Annotated in this window: 15 protein-coding genes; 1 reads left to right on the top strand and 14 read right to left on the bottom strand. The window is 62.8% G+C overall.

All coding sequences use genetic code 11. The annotated features are described in order from the left end of the window. Nucleotides 1-7: 7 nt before the first annotated feature. The 3 genes from BJD99_RS19675 to fmt all read right to left on the bottom strand — a co-directional run bounded on the left by BJD99_RS19675 (nucleotide 8) and on the right by fmt (nucleotide 2912). Nucleotides 8-391 (bottom strand): MmcQ/YjbR family DNA-binding protein, encoded by a 384-nt coding sequence (locus BJD99_RS19675; protein ID WP_084348820.1) that lies wholly within the window; start codon nucleotides 389-391, stop codon nucleotides 8-10. Between the two features lie 65 nt (nucleotides 392-456). After that, nucleotides 457-1992, bottom strand: coding sequence for an RsmB/NOP family class I SAM-dependent RNA methyltransferase (locus tag BJD99_RS19670; RefSeq protein ID WP_084348819.1), 1536 nt, complete (start codon nucleotides 1990-1992; stop codon nucleotides 457-459). Beyond that, the gene (fmt, locus tag BJD99_RS19665; protein WP_179142425.1) at nucleotides 1989-2912 is read right to left on the bottom strand and encodes a methionyl-tRNA formyltransferase; all 924 of its coding nucleotides are present in this window, start codon (nucleotides 2910-2912) and stop codon (nucleotides 1989-1991) included. Before fmt ends, BJD99_RS19670 begins: the two co-directional genes overlap by 4 nt. Before the next feature lie 410 nt (nucleotides 2913-3322). Here fmt and BJD99_RS19660 point away from each other — a divergent pair, with 410 nt between their 5' ends. Further along, nucleotides 3323-5158, top strand: coding sequence for a GGDEF domain-containing protein (locus tag BJD99_RS19660; RefSeq protein ID WP_256895929.1), 1836 nt, complete (start codon nucleotides 3323-3325; stop codon nucleotides 5156-5158). On the opposite strand, the gene BJD99_RS19655 is transcribed toward BJD99_RS19660, so the two are convergent. From BJD99_RS19655 to BJD99_RS19605, 11 genes are all read right to left on the bottom strand, one after another. Next, entirely contained in the window at nucleotides 5074-5925 is an 852-nt protein-coding gene (locus tag BJD99_RS19655; protein WP_084348994.1) for a cyclase family protein, read from the bottom strand. The two genes, BJD99_RS19660 and BJD99_RS19655, sit on opposite strands and share 85 nt — an antisense overlap. A 101-nt stretch (nucleotides 5926-6026) precedes the next feature. Continuing rightward, nucleotides 6027-8051 carry a primosomal protein N' gene (locus BJD99_RS19650; RefSeq protein ID WP_179142424.1) on the bottom strand — a complete coding sequence of 675 codons (2025 nt, stop codon included), beginning with the start codon at nucleotides 8049-8051 and terminating at the stop codon, nucleotides 6027-6029. A 48-nt stretch (nucleotides 8052-8099) separates the two neighbouring features. Then, a complete protein-coding gene (gene metK, locus BJD99_RS19645; protein ID WP_084348818.1) occupies nucleotides 8100-9314 on the bottom strand; it encodes a methionine adenosyltransferase in 1215 nt (404 codons plus the stop codon). Between the two features lie 227 nt (nucleotides 9315-9541). Further along, nucleotides 9542-10783 carry a bifunctional phosphopantothenoylcysteine decarboxylase/phosphopantothenate--cysteine ligase CoaBC gene (coaBC, locus tag BJD99_RS19640; protein WP_084348817.1) on the bottom strand — a complete coding sequence of 414 codons (1242 nt, stop codon included), beginning with the start codon at nucleotides 10781-10783 and terminating at the stop codon, nucleotides 9542-9544. Nucleotides 10784-10807: 24 nt separating this feature from the next. After that, nucleotides 10808-11113, bottom strand: coding sequence for a DNA-directed RNA polymerase subunit omega (gene rpoZ / locus BJD99_RS19635; RefSeq protein WP_084348816.1), 306 nt, complete (start codon nucleotides 11111-11113; stop codon nucleotides 10808-10810). Between the two features lie 137 nt (nucleotides 11114-11250). Beyond that, nucleotides 11251-11847: a guanylate kinase gene (gmk, locus tag BJD99_RS19630; RefSeq protein WP_084348991.1), complete on the bottom strand. Its 597-nt coding sequence runs from the start codon at nucleotides 11845-11847 to the stop codon at nucleotides 11251-11253. Between the two features lie 30 nt (nucleotides 11848-11877). Beyond that, nucleotides 11878-12198, bottom strand: coding sequence for an integration host factor, actinobacterial type (gene mihF, locus BJD99_RS19625; RefSeq protein WP_084348990.1), 321 nt, complete (start codon nucleotides 12196-12198; stop codon nucleotides 11878-11880). A gap of 149 nt (nucleotides 12199-12347) precedes the next feature. Then, complete coding sequence (pyrF, locus tag BJD99_RS19620) at nucleotides 12348-13172, bottom strand: orotidine-5'-phosphate decarboxylase (protein ID WP_084348815.1); 825 nt, start codon at nucleotides 13170-13172, stop codon at nucleotides 12348-12350. Beyond that, nucleotides 13169-16534 (bottom strand): carbamoyl-phosphate synthase large subunit, encoded by a 3366-nt coding sequence (gene carB, locus BJD99_RS19615; RefSeq protein ID WP_084348814.1) that lies wholly within the window; start codon nucleotides 16532-16534, stop codon nucleotides 13169-13171. The genes pyrF and carB overlap by 4 nt, the downstream gene beginning before the upstream one ends. Continuing rightward, complete coding sequence (gene carA, locus BJD99_RS19610) at nucleotides 16534-17664, bottom strand: glutamine-hydrolyzing carbamoyl-phosphate synthase small subunit (protein ID WP_084348813.1); 1131 nt, start codon at nucleotides 17662-17664, stop codon at nucleotides 16534-16536. Before carA ends, carB begins: the two co-directional genes overlap by 1 nt. Then, nucleotides 17661-18197 carry a transporter gene (locus BJD99_RS19605; protein WP_084348812.1) on the bottom strand — a complete coding sequence of 179 codons (537 nt, stop codon included), beginning with the start codon at nucleotides 18195-18197 and terminating at the stop codon, nucleotides 17661-17663. Before BJD99_RS19605 ends, carA begins: the two co-directional genes overlap by 4 nt.

Below are 18197 nucleotides of genomic sequence, written 5' to 3'. Positions count from 1 at the left end.
ACTGATCCTAGTCGGTACCGTCGTACTGCTTTCTCGCAGTCGGGGTTGCCTTGTCGCGCCACGCGGCGACGATCATCTCCCGCAGTTCGTCACGGTCGAGAAGATCGAGATCGACGATGATGTAGCCGTACCCGTCATAGTGCGGGGTCGTGTAGAAGGCCGGACTCCCGCCAGAGAGAAGCGCTTGTTTCTCGTCCAGGCGGCACACCAGAAGCAGCCCACCTTCCGCCTCGGTGCGCAGCCTGGCGAACAGCTTTCCAGCAACCTTCAAAGCGGGAGTTCCGTACGACGTCGACAGCGCCACTTTCGGCAGCGTCTCCGCGAATTCGACGACGCTCGTCCACGTGGTAGCGCCGTCTTCGGCGCTACCACCACCAGTACCGATGCTCATGGTTCGTAAGTCTCCTCCGCTGATCGCAGCGGCGCTTGGACGAATGCGTACCGAAGTCCGTGGAGTCAGAGAGGTTTGCGCAACGCAGCCATGAACATCGCGTCGGTACCGTGCCGGTGTGGCCATAGCTGCACCGAGGGACCGTCGCCGATCAGAGGAACATCCGGAAGCAACTCCCGCGTGTCCAGTTGCTCGACGCCATGGCGTCGCACGGCATCGGCGACGACAGCGGTCGTTTCCGACAGATGCGGCGAACACGTGGAGTAGACGACGACGCCGCCCGGCCGCACGAGTGAGATCGCCGATGCGAGAAGCTCCCTCTGCAGAGTGACCAGGGCCGCAACGTCCTTGGGTGAGCGACGCCACCGTGCTTCCGGACGGCGACGCAGCGCGCCGAGTCCGGTGCAGGGGGCGTCGACGAGAACACGATCGAATCCGGGGTCGAGGCCGGAGTCTCGGCCGTCGACGACGTGGACGGTGACCGGGAGTGATGCGGTGGTCTTTCGGACCAGTTCGGCGCGATGAGGAGTCGGTTCCACTGCGTCGACCCGTGCACCGTCGATTTCGGCGAGCGCACCGAGCAGCGCGGCCTTGCCTCCCGGCCCAGCGCACAGGTCGAGCCATCGACCGCCGTCCGGACCTTCGAGCGGCGCTAGCGTCAGCGCCCTGGCAACAAGCTGACTACCTTCGTCCTGGACTCCTGCCAGACCCTCGCGAACTGCGTCGAGCTTGCCTGGATCCCCTCCGTCGAGGTGCACCGCGTACGGCGAATACGGACCTTCTTCGCCACCGGTGACGAGAGCGAGCTCCTCCGCCGAGATTTCACCCGGACGCGCGACGAGATGCACGGCAGGACGCGCGTCGTCGGCGGCCAGAACGTCCGCGAGTTCACCGGCGTCGGCTCCGAGCGCATCAGCGAACGCCTGGGCGATCCACTTGGGATGTGCATATTCGAATGCCAAGTGTCCGACAGGATCCTGTTCTGCGGATGGACCGAGCTCCTCCACCCATTGCGCCTCGGTCTTCTCCGAGACTCGTCGCAGCACAGCGTTGACGAAGCCGGCTTGGCCGCTGCCGAACTCCGCTCGGGCGAAATCGACGGACGTTGCTACTGCAGCGTGCGGCGCAACTCTGGTGCGAAGTAGTTGATACGCCCCGAGCCGCAGAATGTCGAGCAATCCACCGTCGATATCGGCGATGGACCGGCCCGAGCCACTCTCGATGACGGCGTCGAGCAGCCCGCGAGCACGGGATGCTCCGTAGGCGAGTTCGGTTGCCAGGGCTGCGTCTCGAGTATCGAGTTTGCGCTCGCGTAACAGTCCGGGCAGCACCAAGTTGGCATAAGCATCGCGCACCCGAACAGCTTTGAGAACGTCGCGAGCTGCCAGACGGGCAGCGTCGACCGCACCGGCAGCGGCCGGGCCATTACCTCGCGGCGGCCGGTTGGTGCCCGTTCCGCGCGATGTCCCCTGCGGGCGTCGGGACGCACCTTTGGTGCCGGACGACTCCGTAGATGTCGGCCGACGCTTTCCTGGGCGGCCACCGTGTTCGTTTCGGCCGCCTCCCGCGTTGCCGCGACTGGACTTGTCTTCCGAACTCATTGCGCCACTGCCGTTTCCGTAAGCCGGGCTCCACGAGCCCAGTCGAGTGCCTTCATCGGCTTCTTACCCTGCGGCACTATGTCACCGAGGACGACGGCTGTGCTTGCCGTACCTACGTACACACCGTCCTTTCGTACCACGATGTGCCCGGGTTCTATTCTCTCGGTCGATACGCTCACCGGGAGGACCTTCATACGAATATCGCCAACCGTCGTCCACGCACCGGGGTTGGGCGTGACTGCACGAATCTGGCGGTCGACTGCTGCTGCCGAACGCGTCCAGTCGATGCGCGCAGCATCGACGGTCACCTTCTTGGCGTACGAGACGCCCTCCACGCTTTGTGGCAGCGCGGAAGCCTCCCCCTCGTCGATGGCATCCAAGGTGGCTTCCAACAACTCGGCGCCGCTGATCGCCAGCCTGGAGAGCAGGTCGCCAGCAGTATCCGAGGGCCTAACGACTTCGGTTACGACACCGAGTATCGGCCCCGTGTCCATGCCTTCCTCGAGCAGGAAGGTCGATGCACCTGTCACGTCGTCACCGGCAGCGATAGCCGCCTGCACGGGTGCGGCGCCACGCCAGGCAGGTAACAGTGAGAAGTGAAGGTTGATCCAACCGAACCGGGGAATGTTCAACACCGGCCGAGGTAGTAAGGCGCCGTAGGCCACGACGGGGCAGACGTCGGGCTCCAATGCCGCCAATGCGTCGAGAAATTCAGGATCGGAGGGGCTCGCAGGCGTCAGCACTGGGATGCCGTGTGAGTCGGCCAGCACACCGATCGGCGAGCGAACCTGTTTGCGTCCGCGGCCCGCCGCTGCATCGGGTCGGGTGACTACCGCTATCACCTCGTGCTTGTCCGAAGCTATCAGACGTTCCAGCGAAGGAACCGCCGGTTCAGGCGTCCCTGCAAACACAACACGCACCAGTGGGCTCCCACGAATAGGCAATACGACTCTTACGACGAACTCCCTATTCTAGGGACCATCTGCTCGCTTCCCGACAAACCGCCGCTCCTACGCCGGTAGGTCGTGCATCGTAGCCGCGCGGTACTGCCCCTACTCGGCACTATTCGGTCCGAGCAGACCTCTCGACCGCGATCACCCGCTAGCCTGGTCGGGCAAGCGAGCGTCGACTCGACCATCTCGATGTCGCGCAGGTCTCGCGCGCAGTGGCAGCGCGCCGGACCGAGGAACCCGACGAACCGAAACGCGGGCAACAAGCCCAGTCGGCCCTGGCATATTCGAACCAGCCGACAAGATCAACACACGAAAAGCACCCAGCCGATGCGCATCACCGCCTCGGCCGATAAATTGTCGCGTACGAGAGAGGGAGCTTGGCCATCACCAGCCCCTCGGCCTCGGCCGAGTCCGAATACTCGGTACTCCGACGAACAGCGGCCTACCTCGGTGTCGTTGCCGTCGTAGTCGCCATCGTCTCGTCCGGAATTCTGCCGAAAGAGCTCTCCGTCGTCCTGGACGACCTCGCGCAGCTGATCTGCGGAGCCGCAGCAGCTTCGATCTGTTGGTACACGGCCAGACATCGCACCGGAGCCGAGCGAAGGTGGCGGGTTCTGATGGCTGCGGGTATGGCCTGCTGGTCGGCGGGGATGCTGACGTGGGCCCTGTACCGTTCCGTTTTTCACACCGCATTGCCGTCGCCGTCCTATGCAGACATCGGATTCTTTCTGCTTCCGATTTTCTCCGTCTCTGCACTGCTTGCGGTCGTCGGAAAGTCACCGCGCCGCATCGGGGTCGGCTCAACTCATGCTTGGATCACCTCGGTTCTCGACGGCATGGTGATCGTCGGCTCACTGTTCGTACTGTCATGGTCCACCGCGCTGGGGCACGTCGCACGATCCGAGGAAACGAATTCCCTGCGATTCCTCGTCGCATTGATGTACCCGATCACCGACCTCGTACTCGTCGTCATGGTCAGTCTGCTCGCCGTGCTATCCGACATTCCCCGCCGCTACCGCGCACAACTGTCTCTGCTCGGCGCCGGACTCGTGTGTGTGGCCATCTCGGACAGTCTGTACGCCTATCTCGTCGCCGTCGGCGCCGAAGAAATGCCATTGGTCGCCGACGCGGGCTTCATCGCGGGACCCGTTCTGGTTGCTCTCGCCGCATCCGTACCGAACGGCAGACCCCCCGACGGTGTCGTTCGGATCGAACATTCGAACGGTGAACAGAGCACTCGGTCCGCATCGCCCCGGCTGTCGCCGGTTTACCCCCCGTCGTCGCTCGTTTCGTTGGCCAGTGATCGAACGCAACTGTTGCTGCCCTACGCATTGGTAGTGCTGATCGGCACGTTCCTCGGGGTGCAATGGGCGGCCCACGGTTCCGTCGACACCGTGGTGCTCGCACTGTTCTTTGCCGTGGTGGTGCTCTCACTGGCCCGTCAGGTAATGACATTGCTGCAAAACGACGCACTCCTCCGACGCCTGTCCGAAGCGCAAGCCGAGCTCAGCTATCGAGCACATCACGACGGGTTGACCGGCCTGCTCAACCGATCCGCATTCGACGAGCACCTGAGCGCAGCGATCGACCTTCACAACGCGAGCGGACGGCTCGGTGTATTGCTCTTGATCGACCTGGACAACTTCAAGGCCGTCAACGATCGCCTTGGCCACGGCGCCGGCGACCGTTTGCTCGAGCTTCTCTCGAAACGGTTGGCGGACACTGTCGAAGGCGGTGAACACGGTGGCGTCGTCGCCCGATTCGGCGGCGACGAATTCACCGTACTCATCCCCGCGGGTATCGACGCCGGTTGCCGGGCCGCGAAAAAGATTGTCGACGCACTTCGTGAGCCGCAAGAAGTCGAGGGCTACAAGGTGTCGATCGGCGCAAGCGTGGGAGTGGTCGAATTGACAGTTTTCGACGGCGACGTGACGGCCGATGCCGTAGTTCGCAGTGCGGATCGGGCCATGTACGAGGCGAAAAAGAGTGGCAAGGCAGGGGTCTTCACCTACGATTGCGACGGCGCACTGCGGATGGTCTACAACCTGAACGACATTGCTGCGGCGTTCGACTGGTGGCCGAATCACCGCAGCCCTGACATCCAGCGGACTCCGATCGGTTCAGGTGATCAGGAAACCCTGGGGATCAGTCCGAATATCGTTGCGGGTGAACCCGACCCGGCTCGGTTGATCGGACCCCCGACCAAAACATAGGCCCCGGTGGTCGGCAACGAACCCAGGTTGGTGAGATTTTCCAAACTGATTCTGCGCCGGTCGTACAGTTTGACCGACACCGGATAGGTCTCGTCGTTGCCGAGATCGGGACCGAACGTGTCGGTTCCCAACGCTCCTCGATCAGCCAGTCGGCCCGTATCGATGAGCCATTGTGCCGCGTCCGCAGAGAAACCGGGTTGATGGCTCACACCCTGCGCATCGGCGTTGGCGTACGTAGCCGAGCCCCACCGATCATCCCATCCCGTCCACAACAGGACTGCTGCGCCCGACGGGATGCGGCCATTGACCGTCTCCCATTCCTGCAGGTCCGTGACCGTGACCGCGTAATCTGCGTTCGCAGCCGATTTCTCACGAATATCGATCTTCACTGCAGGCAGGAACAGATCTTCCGGGGCGAGTTGGTCGGCAGTGAGCCCGCCCTCTTGGAAGTGCGCCGGTGCGCCCCAATGTGAACCCGTGTGCTCGCCCTCTCTGACATTCTGGATGTAGAAACCGTCTTCGGCTACGGTCGCGGCAGTCTCCAGAACGAACTCTGGATCGCCCGGGAAGATCGGTGTCGTGGCCGGGTCGTTGACGTGGGAAAGCGACACGATCTTCAGCAGGCGGTCCAGCGGGATCCCGATCCCAGGAAAATCCGCCGACCCCGTTCCCGGCGCCGCTTGCGCAAGCGTGGGCCCCGCCAAACGTGCTCCCGCAACTACTGCCAAACCTGTTGCCACGCGTCGAATCAGCTGTCGTCTTTTCATCGAGTGAACCTTCGCTTCTCCCAGGGCCCGAACTGCACCCTTGCCCAGTGTCGTAAGAAACAAACTCTATGCGCTCGAAGTCTCACTCCCGCACCGACTACTCAACCGATTCTGATGGGATCGATCTGCACTCGAACCGAAGACGTACTCTTCCTTGCACTCCTGGCCGCCTGCGCTTCTGCGAGTGAACGGGCAAGGGCCCCACCGGCGTTACGAGGCACTCGAAGCAAAAGTCGTTGGACGTCGCCCGGCAGGACCTCTTCTCCCCCGCCGGCGGGAGCACGCTGACCATCAGGGAGATCTACCGGCCCGAGTACCTCCACCTCCTCCGACAACCCAGCCGCTTCGACGAGCGCAATGATCGATGCCGTCGTCCCGTCGATTGCCGCAACGTGGACCGCCGGCGGGAAACGCACCTCTATTCGCTCCTCCAGCTGACTTCGCGCGTGCCCGACCGGATCCCAACGCACGAGTGCCTGCACGGTCGGAATTTCCGATTCCGCCACCACGACCACACGGCCGTTCTCGGTACCGGGCCGCACCAAGGCTGCGGCCGTCATCCATCGGCGAAGTGTCTCCTCTGCTGCCCGCAAATCAGCGCGGCCGAGCAATGCCCACCCGTCGAGCAGCAGGGCGGCACCGAACCCACCGGGCGTGGTCGGTTCGGCTCCCACCGTGGATATGACCAGTCTTGGGCCGGAAGCAACGGAGTCGAGCACCGATGCTCCCCCGGAGGTCTGGACCGGCACTCCAGGAAATGCGCGTCCCAGCTCTTCTGCTGTTCGATGCGCACCGATGACAACTGCCCGCAAGGTTCGAGACCCGCAGACGGTGCAGCGATGGTTGGTATCGGCGACGCCGCACCAACTGCAGGTGGGACTGCCTGCGCCGTCCACTCCCGGAGCTGACGGCAAGGACAACGGTCCGTTGCAGCGACGGCATCTCGCAGGATTTCGACACTTGCCGCACGCCAGCGATGGAACGTATCCACCGCGTGGAACCTGAACCAGCACAACAAGATTCGCGGCCAATGCTGTTCTTGCCGCATCGAATGCGATGGCAGGCAATCGCGCTGCACGTGCTCCCGGGTCTCGGGCCAACGCATGATCACTGTCCGCCAGCGCGACGACGTGTGGTTGCCGAGCCCGGACCACCTCTCGGGGCGCGAGAAGGTCGTGTGCCCAACCGGAATCCACGAGTGCCTCGGCTTCTGCCGTTCTGGCATGCCCAGCCAAGACGACCGCACATCCGCACTCGTGCGCCCGCAACAACGCCACCTCACGGGCATGCGGATAGGGCGATCGAGGTTCGGCATAACCGTCGTCACCGTCATCCCACATGAGCAGCAGACCCAGATTTCGTACGGGAGCGAACACCGCGCTCCTGGTGCCGACGACGATCGACACATCGCGTCGCAGCGCCGCCAACCAGCGTCGGTAGCGTTTCGCAGGTCCGAGACCTGCGGACAATGCGATCACCGCGTCCGAGCCGGCCACGGACTCGCAGGCGGTCGCGACACGATCCAAGTCGCGTTGATCCGGCACCACCACTACGACACTTCGCCCACTCGCCGCCGTGACTGCGGCGAGTTCGGCGATGCGATGAGCCCAATCCTCGCCCGGAAGTGCTTGCCAGATCGCCCGCGGGCTCCTCGATGCCCGCAGTGCATCGAGAAAGGCCTCGCCGTGGGTGTACGACGACCACGCACTCGAATCGATCGCGGGACCGACAATGACCGGCATGTCGCCGGACGGCTCCCCTTCGACCTTGGCATGTCGCGGCGGAACAGCAAGACGCAGGACATCGGCTCTCGTACCGGCATATCTAGCGGCCACGGCAGTGACCAACGCACTGATCTCGGGTGTCAGGACCCTCTCGGGAGAGACGACACGGTCGAGCCAGCCGAGCTTTCCCGTGTGATCGCTGGACTCGACCCGCTCGACGACGTATCCGTCGACCAACCTGCCTGCGAACCGAATTCGAACCCGCACCCCGGGCTGAGCGCTGTCGGCGAACTCGGCCGGTACGAGATAATCGAATTCCCGGTCGAGGTGAGCGAGCGGCAGCAGCGGCAGCACCCGCGCTATGGGACGCTCCTCGGCTGCCGTTCTCGCTGCGCCGCTCACCTCACTCCGTTCGTGAACTGCTTCCCCTCGAGGTACCCGAAACCGATATCAAAGACCGGCGGCAGCGCGCAGCTTGTCAGCACGATCGGTCGACTCCCACGGCAGCGAAATGTCCGTTCGGCCGAAGTGACCGTATGCGGCGGTCGGTGCATAGATCGGACGAAGCAGATCGAGGTCACGAATGATTGCACCGGGGCGTAGATCGAACACCTCGGAGATCGCAGCCTGAATCCGCACTGGATCGGTCTTCTCGGTTCCGAAGGTCTCCACGAACAGACCGACCGGCGCCGATTTACCGATCGCGTACGCAACCTGAACCTCGATGCGATCGGCTAGACCCGCCGCCACCGCATTCTTCGCAACCCACCGCATCGCGTAGGCGGCGCTACGGTCGACCTTGGACGGGTCCTTACCGGAGAAGGCGCCGCCACCATGACGGGCCATGCCGCCGTAGGTATCGACGATGATCTTGCGGCCGGTCAGTCCGGCATCGCCCATCGGTCCGCCGAGAACGAACTTTCCGGTCGGATTGACGAGCAGTCTGATGTTGGAAGTGTCGAGCGTGGGGATGTTCAGATCTGCGAGCACGGCGCCGAGGACCTTGTCGCGGATGTCCGGCGTCAGCAGATTGTCCAGGTCGATATCGGCCGCGTGCTGGGTGGAGACGACAACCGTGTCCAGTCGCACTGCCTGATCACCGTCGTACTCGATGGTGACCTGGGTCTTGCCATCCGGACGCAGATACGGCAGGGTGCCGTTCTTGCGAACCTCGGTCAATCGACGAGCGAGGCGGTGGGCCAATGCGATAGGAAGCGGCATCAGCTCTGGGGTATCGGTATTCGCGTACCCGAACATCAGCCCTTGGTCGCCTGCACCCTGGCGGTCGATCTCGTCCTCGGAGAGTCCTTCGACGCGCGACTCGTGTGAATTATCCACTCCCTGAGCAATTTCCGGAGACTGAGCACCGATCGCAACGTTCACGCCACACGAGTTGCCGTCGAAGCCTTTGGCAGAGGAGTCGTAACCGATCTCGAGGACCTTCTCGCGGACGATCCTCGGAATGTCCGCATAGGCGGTGGTATTCACTTCACCGGCGACATGGACCTGGCCGGTAGTGACCAATGTCTCCACTGCCACGCGTGCACGAGGATCCTCGGTGAGAAGTGCATCGAGGATCGAGTCGCTGATCGCGTCACAAATTTTGTCTGGGTGACCCTCTGTCACGGACTCACTGGTGAAGAGCCGACTGCCGGACTTGCTCACGGATTTCCTCTCGACGCGTACTTTCGGCCGGCCAGGAGCATTGCTCCCTGTCGGCCATCACATTCATTCGATTCGAGCACATACCTGGTGAAGCACTCTGAACTACAGCTCACTGTGAACTACAACTCACTCTGAACTACAACTATGGGTTCGACACTCCGAGACGGATTCCGACACGAAGCGCACGTCACTTTAGTCGGGCGGACGCGTGCTGTGCACCCTTCGAATCACCGGTGATCCGAAGGCTGGATCGCGAGCATGCCGACAACTGCATCGACGACGCGGCTCGCAAGCAAAGCTTTCGAACCCTCTCCGAGCGCCGATTCCGAACCATCGGATCCCAACAGCCACCCGTCGTTGTCGTCGACCTCGAACGCTTTTCCCTCGCCTACCGCGTTGACGACGAGCAGATCGCATCCCTTACGTTCGAGCTTCGCTCGCGCATAGGTGAGTACATCTCCGTGCTCGTCACCGGTCTCGGCAGCAAAACCTACGATCACAGTGGCTTGTGCAATGTCCCCGTTACGACGCGATTCGACCAGTCCTGCCAAGATGTCGTCGTTTCGAACCAGCGGGATCGAATCCGGTTCGTCGGCGCCCTTCTTGATCTTGCTCGCGGCGATGGTTGCCGGACGGAAGTCGGCGACAGCTGCCGCCATCACGATCACGTCGGAATCCGGGGCGAACTTGCGCACCGCCTCCTGCATCTGCCGCGCCGTCTTCACATGCACGACGTCCACAGCTGCGGGATCGGGAAGTTCGGTGGTGAAACCAGCGATGAGGGTGACACCGGCGCCACGTTGAGCTGCCACCCGAGCCAACGCATATCCCTGCTTACCGGAACTACGGTTGCCCAGGAATCGGACGGGGTCCAACGGTTCGCGGGTTCCGCCGGCGGTCACGACGACTCGGCGACCGGAAAGATCTTGCGGGAGTGCATCCGATCGCTCGGCCAGCAGCATCGCAAGTGCAAATATCTCGGAGGGTTCCGGAAGGCGACCCGCACCGGTGTCGCGGCCCGTCAGACGACCGGACGCAGGTTCGACGACGGTGACACCGCGACCACGCACGGTGGCGACGTTGGCAACCGTCGCCGGGTGCTCCCACATCTCGGTGTGCATCGCCGGAGCGAGAACGACCGGGCATCGCGCGGTCAGAAGTGTGGCGGTCAGGAGATCGTCCGCACGCCCGCCTGCGATCCGGGCCAGCAGGTCGGCCGTGGCAGGTGCGACGACCACGAGGTCGGCTTCCTGCCCCAGCCGAACGTGTGGGACCTCGGGCACGTCGGAAAAGACTCCGGTGTGGACGGGGTTACCGGACAGCGCTTCGAACGTTGCCCGCCCCACGAACTCGAGCGCCGACTCCGTGGGGATCACCCGAACGTGGTGTCCCCCCTCGGTGAAGCTGCGAATGAGGGAACAGCTCTTGTAGGCGGCGATCCCGCCACCTACTCCGATGACTACGCGCAACGGCTGCTTCCTTACCGGCGGTTCTTATTCGCCTTCGGAATGCTCGAGGAGATCGGCATGGATCTCCCGGAGTGCGATCGAGAGCGGCTTCTCCTGCAGACCCGGCTCGACCAAGGGTCCGACGTACTCGAGGATGCCGTCGCCGAGCTGGTTGTAGTAATCGTTGATCTGACGGGCCCGCTTGGCCGCATAGATCACGAGAGCGTACTTCGACGACGTGCGCGCCAGAAGTTCGTCGATGGGGGGATTCGTGATGCCGAGCGGCGTGTCGTAGGCCGGCAGAACGCTGGATCCGTCGAAATCGGACACGGCCGCTGAAGTGCTGCTCACTATTGATCTCCTGAAAGTGCATCGGTACTGCTGCGAAAAATGCTGGTGCTGTCTGCTGGTCGAAGCCACACTGCTGGTACTGCAAGACTGCTGAAGCTGGCGAAAATCGGCTCTACATCGCCCGGAGTACGCCGGAATCAACCGACCGAAGACCTACCGACCAACAAGGATACCAACTCATCGCACGAATGGTCGACATCGGCATTGACAATGATCGTGTCGAACTCGCTCTGTGCCGCCAATTCGACCCGCGCCGTCTGAAGTCGCCGCTCGGTAGCATCCGATTCTTCAGTGGCCCTGGACGTCAGGCGCTGCACGAGATCTTCCCAGGTAGGTGGTGCCATGAACACCAACAGAGCTTCGGGCTTGGACACTCGCACGGCACGTGCACCGGCGAGATCGAGTTCGAGTAGCACCGGATGTCCTCGCTCCAAGGCTTCCTCTACCGGGGCGGCCGGCGTACCGGAGCGGTGCAGACCACCGTGCACACTCGCCCACTCGAGCAATTCGTCTGCCTCGACCATGCGATCGAACTCATCGGCAGTAACGAAGTGATAATCCTCGCCGTCGACCTCGCCGGGTCGCGGCGCCCGGGTGGTCACGGACACGCTGAACCACAGCTCGGGCAGGGTCCGTCGTACAACTCGAACGACGCTGGACTTACCGACGCCGGAGGGACCGGACAACACGATGAGCCGACCCCTCCCGCTCGGTGACGCGTCACTGTCGGACACGGTCGATACCTCCGCCACTAGTCGAACCTCTCAGGCTTCGAAATCGAATTTCGTCAACAGCGCCTTACGCTGTCGGTCACCGAGACCACGTAGACGACGAGTCGGTGCAATCTCCAACTCGGTCATCAATTCCTGGGCCTTGACCTTGCCGACCTTGGGAAGTGCTTCCAAAAGTGCCGACACCTTCATCTTGCCGAGAATCTCGTCGGTTTCGGCATCCTTCAGCACTTGCTGCAGATCGGTGCCGCCACGCTTGAGACGCTCTTTGAGCTCAGCTCTTGTTTTACGGGCGAAAGCCGCCTTCTCCAAAGCGGCTGCTCGCTGCTCTGCGGTCAACTGGGGAAGGGCCACGTTTCCTCCGTCACATCGAAAGGTGAACAGTGCACGGGTCTGCACTTGGCTGCGGTATACCAGCGGTAACCTGCAACGACAGCGACGGTACCCACGCTCGACGGAGTTCGCGAACCCACCCCCACCGCCGAGCGCTTTCGGCCGGTGAGCTAAGCCAAGGCAGTCTCGATCTCATCGCGCAGCGTTCGAGCGGCGTCCTGGAGGGCGCCGACCGTCGGCCCAGCAGCAAGCACTCCGCGGGACGAACTGGGCAGCAGCAGATCCTTGCAATCCCCGAAGATGTGCCTCAAGTCGCCGACCTCGGCGCCCTGGGCACCGAGACCCGGCGCGAGAATCGGTCCGCCGAAGCCCTCGAGGTCCAGACCGTGATCTCGGGTGGCACCGACCACGAGGCCTACCGTGCCGAGACCGTCACGACCGACGGTTCGTGCTCCGTCGACGACCGCCTGCGCAACCGATCGCTCGTTGCTTTCGGCCAACTGCACCGAAGAACCTTCCGGATTCGACGTCCGAGCGAGAACGAAGACGCCTCGCCCGTGAGCCGAGGCCACGTCGAACGTCTCGGTCAAGGAGTCGAATCCCAGATACGGCGACACCGTCACCGCATCCGAGGACAACGGGCTCTCCTCCCCCAGCCATGTCTGCGCATACGCGCGCATGGTGGTACCGATATCCCCACGCTTCGCGTCGGCGATCACCATCGTGCCGGCGTCCCGCAACACCGTGATCGTGCGTTCCAACACTGCGAAGCCTGCGCTGCCGTAGGCCTCGAAGAAAGCGACTTGAGGCTTCACGACGGCGATCTCACCAACGAAGGCCTCGACGCATATCTCCGCGAATGCCTCCAGCCCGTCGGCGTTCCTGGGCAGACCCCACGCGTCGAGCAGTGCCGGATGCGGATCGATGCCGACACAGAGTCGACCCCGTGAGGCGGTCGCGGTGCGGAGTCGATCCAACCACCCGCCCACGGTCATGCCTGACCGCGTCCGGCCATTGCGGCATGCAGATCCTGAAGCGAACGAACTCCGATGCCGCCTGCGATGGAGGCTTCGATACCTTGCACGGCTGCCGATGCACCCTGGACCGTCGTAATGCACGGGATGTTCTGTGCCACGGCCGCACTTCGAATTTCGTACCCGTCGACGCGCGGACCCGAGTTGCCGTAAGGCGTGTTGATCACCATCGCGATGTCGCCGGCGAGTATGCGAGCGACGATCGTCGTTTTGCCTTCTGGGACTTCCTCGCCGGACTGCTTGAACACCTGCTCGCAGGTGATCCCGTTGCGCCGCAAAACCTCTGCGGTTCCCTCGGTCGCGAGAATTGTGAACCCCAGGTCGGCAAGGCGTTTGACGGGAAAGATCAGGGACCGCTTGTCCTTGTTGGCGACGGATACGAACACTGCACCGGAGAGTGGAAGCGATCCGTATGCCGCGGTCTGACTTTTGGCGAACGCAGTGCCGAAATCAGCGTCGATTCCCATCACCTCGCCGGTGGACTTCATCTCCGGACTCAGCAGAGTGTCGACGCCCGTGCCGTCGGCGCGACGGAATCGGTTGAACGGCAACACCGCTTCCTTGACGGCGATCGGTGCATCGAGAGGTGTGGTCCCGCCGTCACCGACCGCAGGAAGCATGCCGCTCGCGCGTAGATCGGCAATCGACTCGCCCATCATGACCCGAGCACATGCTTTCGCGAGTTGCACTGCCGTCGCCTTCGAGACGAACGGCACGGTGCGACTGGCACGCGGATTCGCTTCCAGAACATACAGAATGTCGTCCTTGAGTGCGTACTGAACGTTGAGAAGTCCCTTGACACCGATCCCCTTCGCGAGAAGTTCGGTCGAGCGACGAACGTTCTCGATATCGGCTCTGCCGAGCGTGATCGGTGGAAGCGCACAGGCCGAGTCGCCGGAGTGGATACCGGCTTCCTCTATGTGTTCCATCACCCCACCGAGGTACACCTCGGTGCCGTCGCACAGCGCATCGACATCGATTTCGACGGCATCTTCGAGGAAGCGATCGACGAGAACGGGCCTGTCGTGCGAGATCTCGGTCGCTCGGTCGATGTACCCGGCCAGTGACGGCTCGTCGTACACGATTTCCATCCCGCGCCCTCCGAGAACGTACGAGGGACGTACGAGCACGGGGTATCCGATGCGTGCCGCGATGTCGCGCGCGCCGTCGAAGGTCGTTGCAGTTCCGAATTTCGGTGCAGGCAACCCGGCTTCGTTCAGGACTCGGCCGAATTCACCGCGGTCCTCCGCGAGGTCGATCGCTTCGGGGCTGGTACCGACGATCGGAACGCCCGCTGCTTTCAGCCGTTTCGCCAGGCCGAGTGGAGTCTGGCCACCGAGCTGAACGATGACGCCCGCTACCGTGCCCGATTGTGCCTCGGCTCGGTAGACCTCGAGCACGTCCTCGAAGGTGAGCGGTTCGAAGTACAGGCGGTCGGCCGTGTCGTAGTCGGTGGAGACGGTTTCGGGGTTGCAGTTGATCATGACCGTCTCGTACCCGGCTTCGGACAATGTCTGCGCCGCGTGGACACACGAGTAGTCGAATTCGATGCCCTGGCCGATGCGGTTCGGTCCCGATCCGAGGATGAGGACTTTGTCGCGTTCGCGTTGCTCGGTGACCTCGGACTCGGCTTCGGGATCGAGTTCGTAGGTGCCGTAGTGATACGGCGTTTTCGCTTCGAATTCAGCGGCACAGGTGTCGACCGTCTTGTAGACCGGGTGGACTCCGAGTTCGCCTCGTAGAGCCCGGACACCGTCTTCGTCGCCGAGTTCGGGTCGGAGCGCGGCGATCTGACGATCGGAGAGTCCGTGGTACTTCGCCTGACGCAGAAGGGCTTCGTCGAACTCTGCCGCACCGCGGATGTCGTTGCCGAGCTCGTGGATCAGCTGGAATTGATCGAGGAACCACGGATCGATCTTGGTGGACTCGAACAATTGCTCGACCGTTGCGCCGAGAGCAAATGCCTTCTCGATGCCGTACATGCGGCCGTCCTGCGGAACGGCCAGATCAGCGAGCAGTCCCTCCAGATCCTCGGCAGGATCGCCTTCGGCATCGCTCGGCCAGGTCACTTCCGGGCCTGTCCAGTAACCCGCGCGCTTGGTTTCGAGCGAACGCATGACCTTGCCGAACGCCTCGGTGAAGTTGCGTCCGATCGACATCGCCTCACCGACGGACTTCATCGTGGTGGTGAGGGTGCCGTCCGCGCCCGGGAACTTCTCGAATGCGAACCTCGGCGCCTTGACCACGACGTAGTCGAGAGTGGGCTCGAAGCACGCAGGCGTTTCCCTGGTGATGTCGTTGACGATCTCGTCGAGCGTGTAACCGATGGCGAGCTTGGCAGCCATCTTGGCGATCGGATACCCCGTCGCCTTCGATGCGAGTGCCGAAGACCGCGACACCCGCGGATTCATTTCGATGACCACGAGCCGGCCATCGGCAGGGTCCATCGCGAACTGAATGTTGCAGCCGCCGGTATCGACGCCCACCTCACGCAGAATGTCGATCGAGAGGTCGCGCATGGCCTGGTATTCGCGGTCGGTGAGTGTCATCGCCGGGGCTACGGTCACCGAGTCACCGGTGTGCACACCGACTGGATCGACGTTCTCGATGGAGCAGACGATCACGACGTTGTCGCGACTGTCCCGCATGAGTTCGAGTTCGTACTCTTTCCAGCCGAGGATCGACTCCTCGATGAGGACGTTCGCGGTCGGCGAGGCGGACAGACCGCCACCGGCGATACGCGTCAAATCGGTGTCGTTGTATGCCATTCCGGAACCGAGCCCGCCCATGGTGAACGACGGGCGGACGACGACAGGAAAACCGAGTTCTTCGACGGCAGCTCGTGCCTCGTCCATCGTGTAGCAGACAGCCGACTTCGCGGACTCGCCGCCGACTTTGGCGACGATGTCCTTGAACTTCTGTCGATCTTCGCCGCGCTGGATGGCGTCGAAATCGGCGCCGATCAGCTCGACACCGTACTTGGTCAGAATTCCCTGCTCGTGCAACGCGACGGCCGCGTTGAGGGCGGTCTGACCGCCGAGAGTCGCGAGAACAGCTTCGATCGGGTGACCCTGTTCGGCCTCACGGGCGAAGATCTTTTCGATGAACTCGGCAGTGATCGGCTCGACGTAGGTCGCGTCGGCGAATTCCGGGTCGGTCATGATCGTCGCCGGGTTGGAGTTGACCAGGCTGACACGCAGGCCCTCTTCGCGCAGTACGCGACAAGCCTGGGTTCCCGAATAGTCGAACTCGCAGGCCTGACCGATCACGATCGGCCCCGATCCGATGACCAGTACATGGCTCAGGTCTGTGCGGCGTGGCATTACTTCTTCTCCTGAAGGACGCTGGTGAAACGATCGAAGAGGTATGCGGCGTCATGTGGACCGGCCGCGGCCTCGGGGTGGTACTGGACGGAGAACGCCCGCCCGCTCAACAGTTCGACGCCTTCGACGGTGCCGTCGTTGGCGCACGTGTGACTGACACGCGCTCGGCCGAAGTCGGTGTCGAATTCTTCGCCCGCCTCGCCTTCGAGTGCGAAACCGTGGTTCTGCGCAGTGATAGCGATCCGGCCCGTGGTGTGTTCGATAACCGGGATGTTCATTCCGCGATGGCCGAATTTCATCTTGTAGGTAGAGCGCCCGAGAGCACGTCCGAGGATCTGGTTGCCGAAGCAGATGCCGAAGAGTGGCAGATCCCGCTCGAGAACGCTAAGGGTGAGCGCAACACTGGAGTCCGCAGTCGCTGGGTCCCCGGGTCCGTTCGATAGAAAGACGCCGTCCGGATTCAATTCCAGAATCTGCTCGATGCTCGTCGTCGAGGGCACTACGTGCACTCGGACACCGCGCTCGGCAAACATGCGAGGAGTGTTCGTCTTGATCCCGAGATCGACTGCGACGACGGTGAATCGAGTCTCGCCTGCAGGCTCGATCGTGTAGTTCGAAGTCGTTGTCACTTCGCCGGCGAGGTCGGCTCCGAGCATCGACGGCTGACCGAGTACTTGCTCGAGCATCTCGTCTGTACTTCCGAGCGCATCTCCGGAGAACACGCCTGCGCGCATGGATCCGCGGGTGCGGAGGTGACGTACCAGCGCGCGGGTGTCGATGCCCGCTATGCCGACGACATTCTGTTTCTCGAGCTCGTCCTGAAGCGTGCCGGTCGAACGCCAGCTCGACGGACGGCGCGCTGGATCGCGAACGACGTAGCCTGCCACCCAGATTTTGTTGGGGTCGCTTGCGCTGGAGGCTTCACCGTCCTCTTGGTTCCAGCCCGTGTTGCCGATTTGGGGCGCGGTGGCCACCACGATCTGGCGGTGGTAACTGGGATCGGTGAGGGTTTCCTGATAGCCGGTCATTCCGGTGCAGAACACTGCCTCGCCGAGAGTTCTACCTTCGGCTCCGAAAGCTGTGCCGCGAAACGTCCGGCCGTCCTCCAGAACAAGAACTGCGCTGCTCACGCGGGTGTCTCCTTCGAATCATCTGTACCGGCACTCGAGCCGGAATCAGTATTTGTGTCTGCCTCGACCCACGCCGGGTAGACAAATTTGTCGTCGGCGCGAAATCCGGTGTCTATTTCGGTGCCCGTGGGCAATTCCCAACGGATCACCAGAAGCCCGTCCTTGCTCATGACCTTGCCTGCGAGTCCGCGCTCGGTTCGGATTGCGCGAATCGACTCCTCGGGAATCCAGATAGTGGATTCGCCGGTTCGTACCAACAAGATGCCGTGCTGGTGCCGGGAGAGTTCGGCGGTGGCCCGATGGCCGATGTCGCCGACCGCGATTCGGTCCTGCCAGCTCGGCGCTATGGTGCTGCCGACATAGAGACCCGTCGACGGCTCGAGCACCGTGCTACCGACATCCGACGGCACCTCCGGGAAAGTGCCGATTCGATCTGCCTGTCGTTTCTGCCGTCCGCGCCAGCCCCAGAAGATCAACGCGATCATCAGGACCCAGAACACGACGAACGCGACGACGATGAGAACTCTGTCCAT

Source organism: Rhodococcus sp. 1163 (assembly GCF_002091985.1).
Taxonomy (GTDB): domain Bacteria; phylum Actinomycetota; class Actinomycetes; order Mycobacteriales; family Mycobacteriaceae; genus Rhodococcoides.
This window is presented reverse-complemented; position numbering and strand designations above follow the sequence as displayed.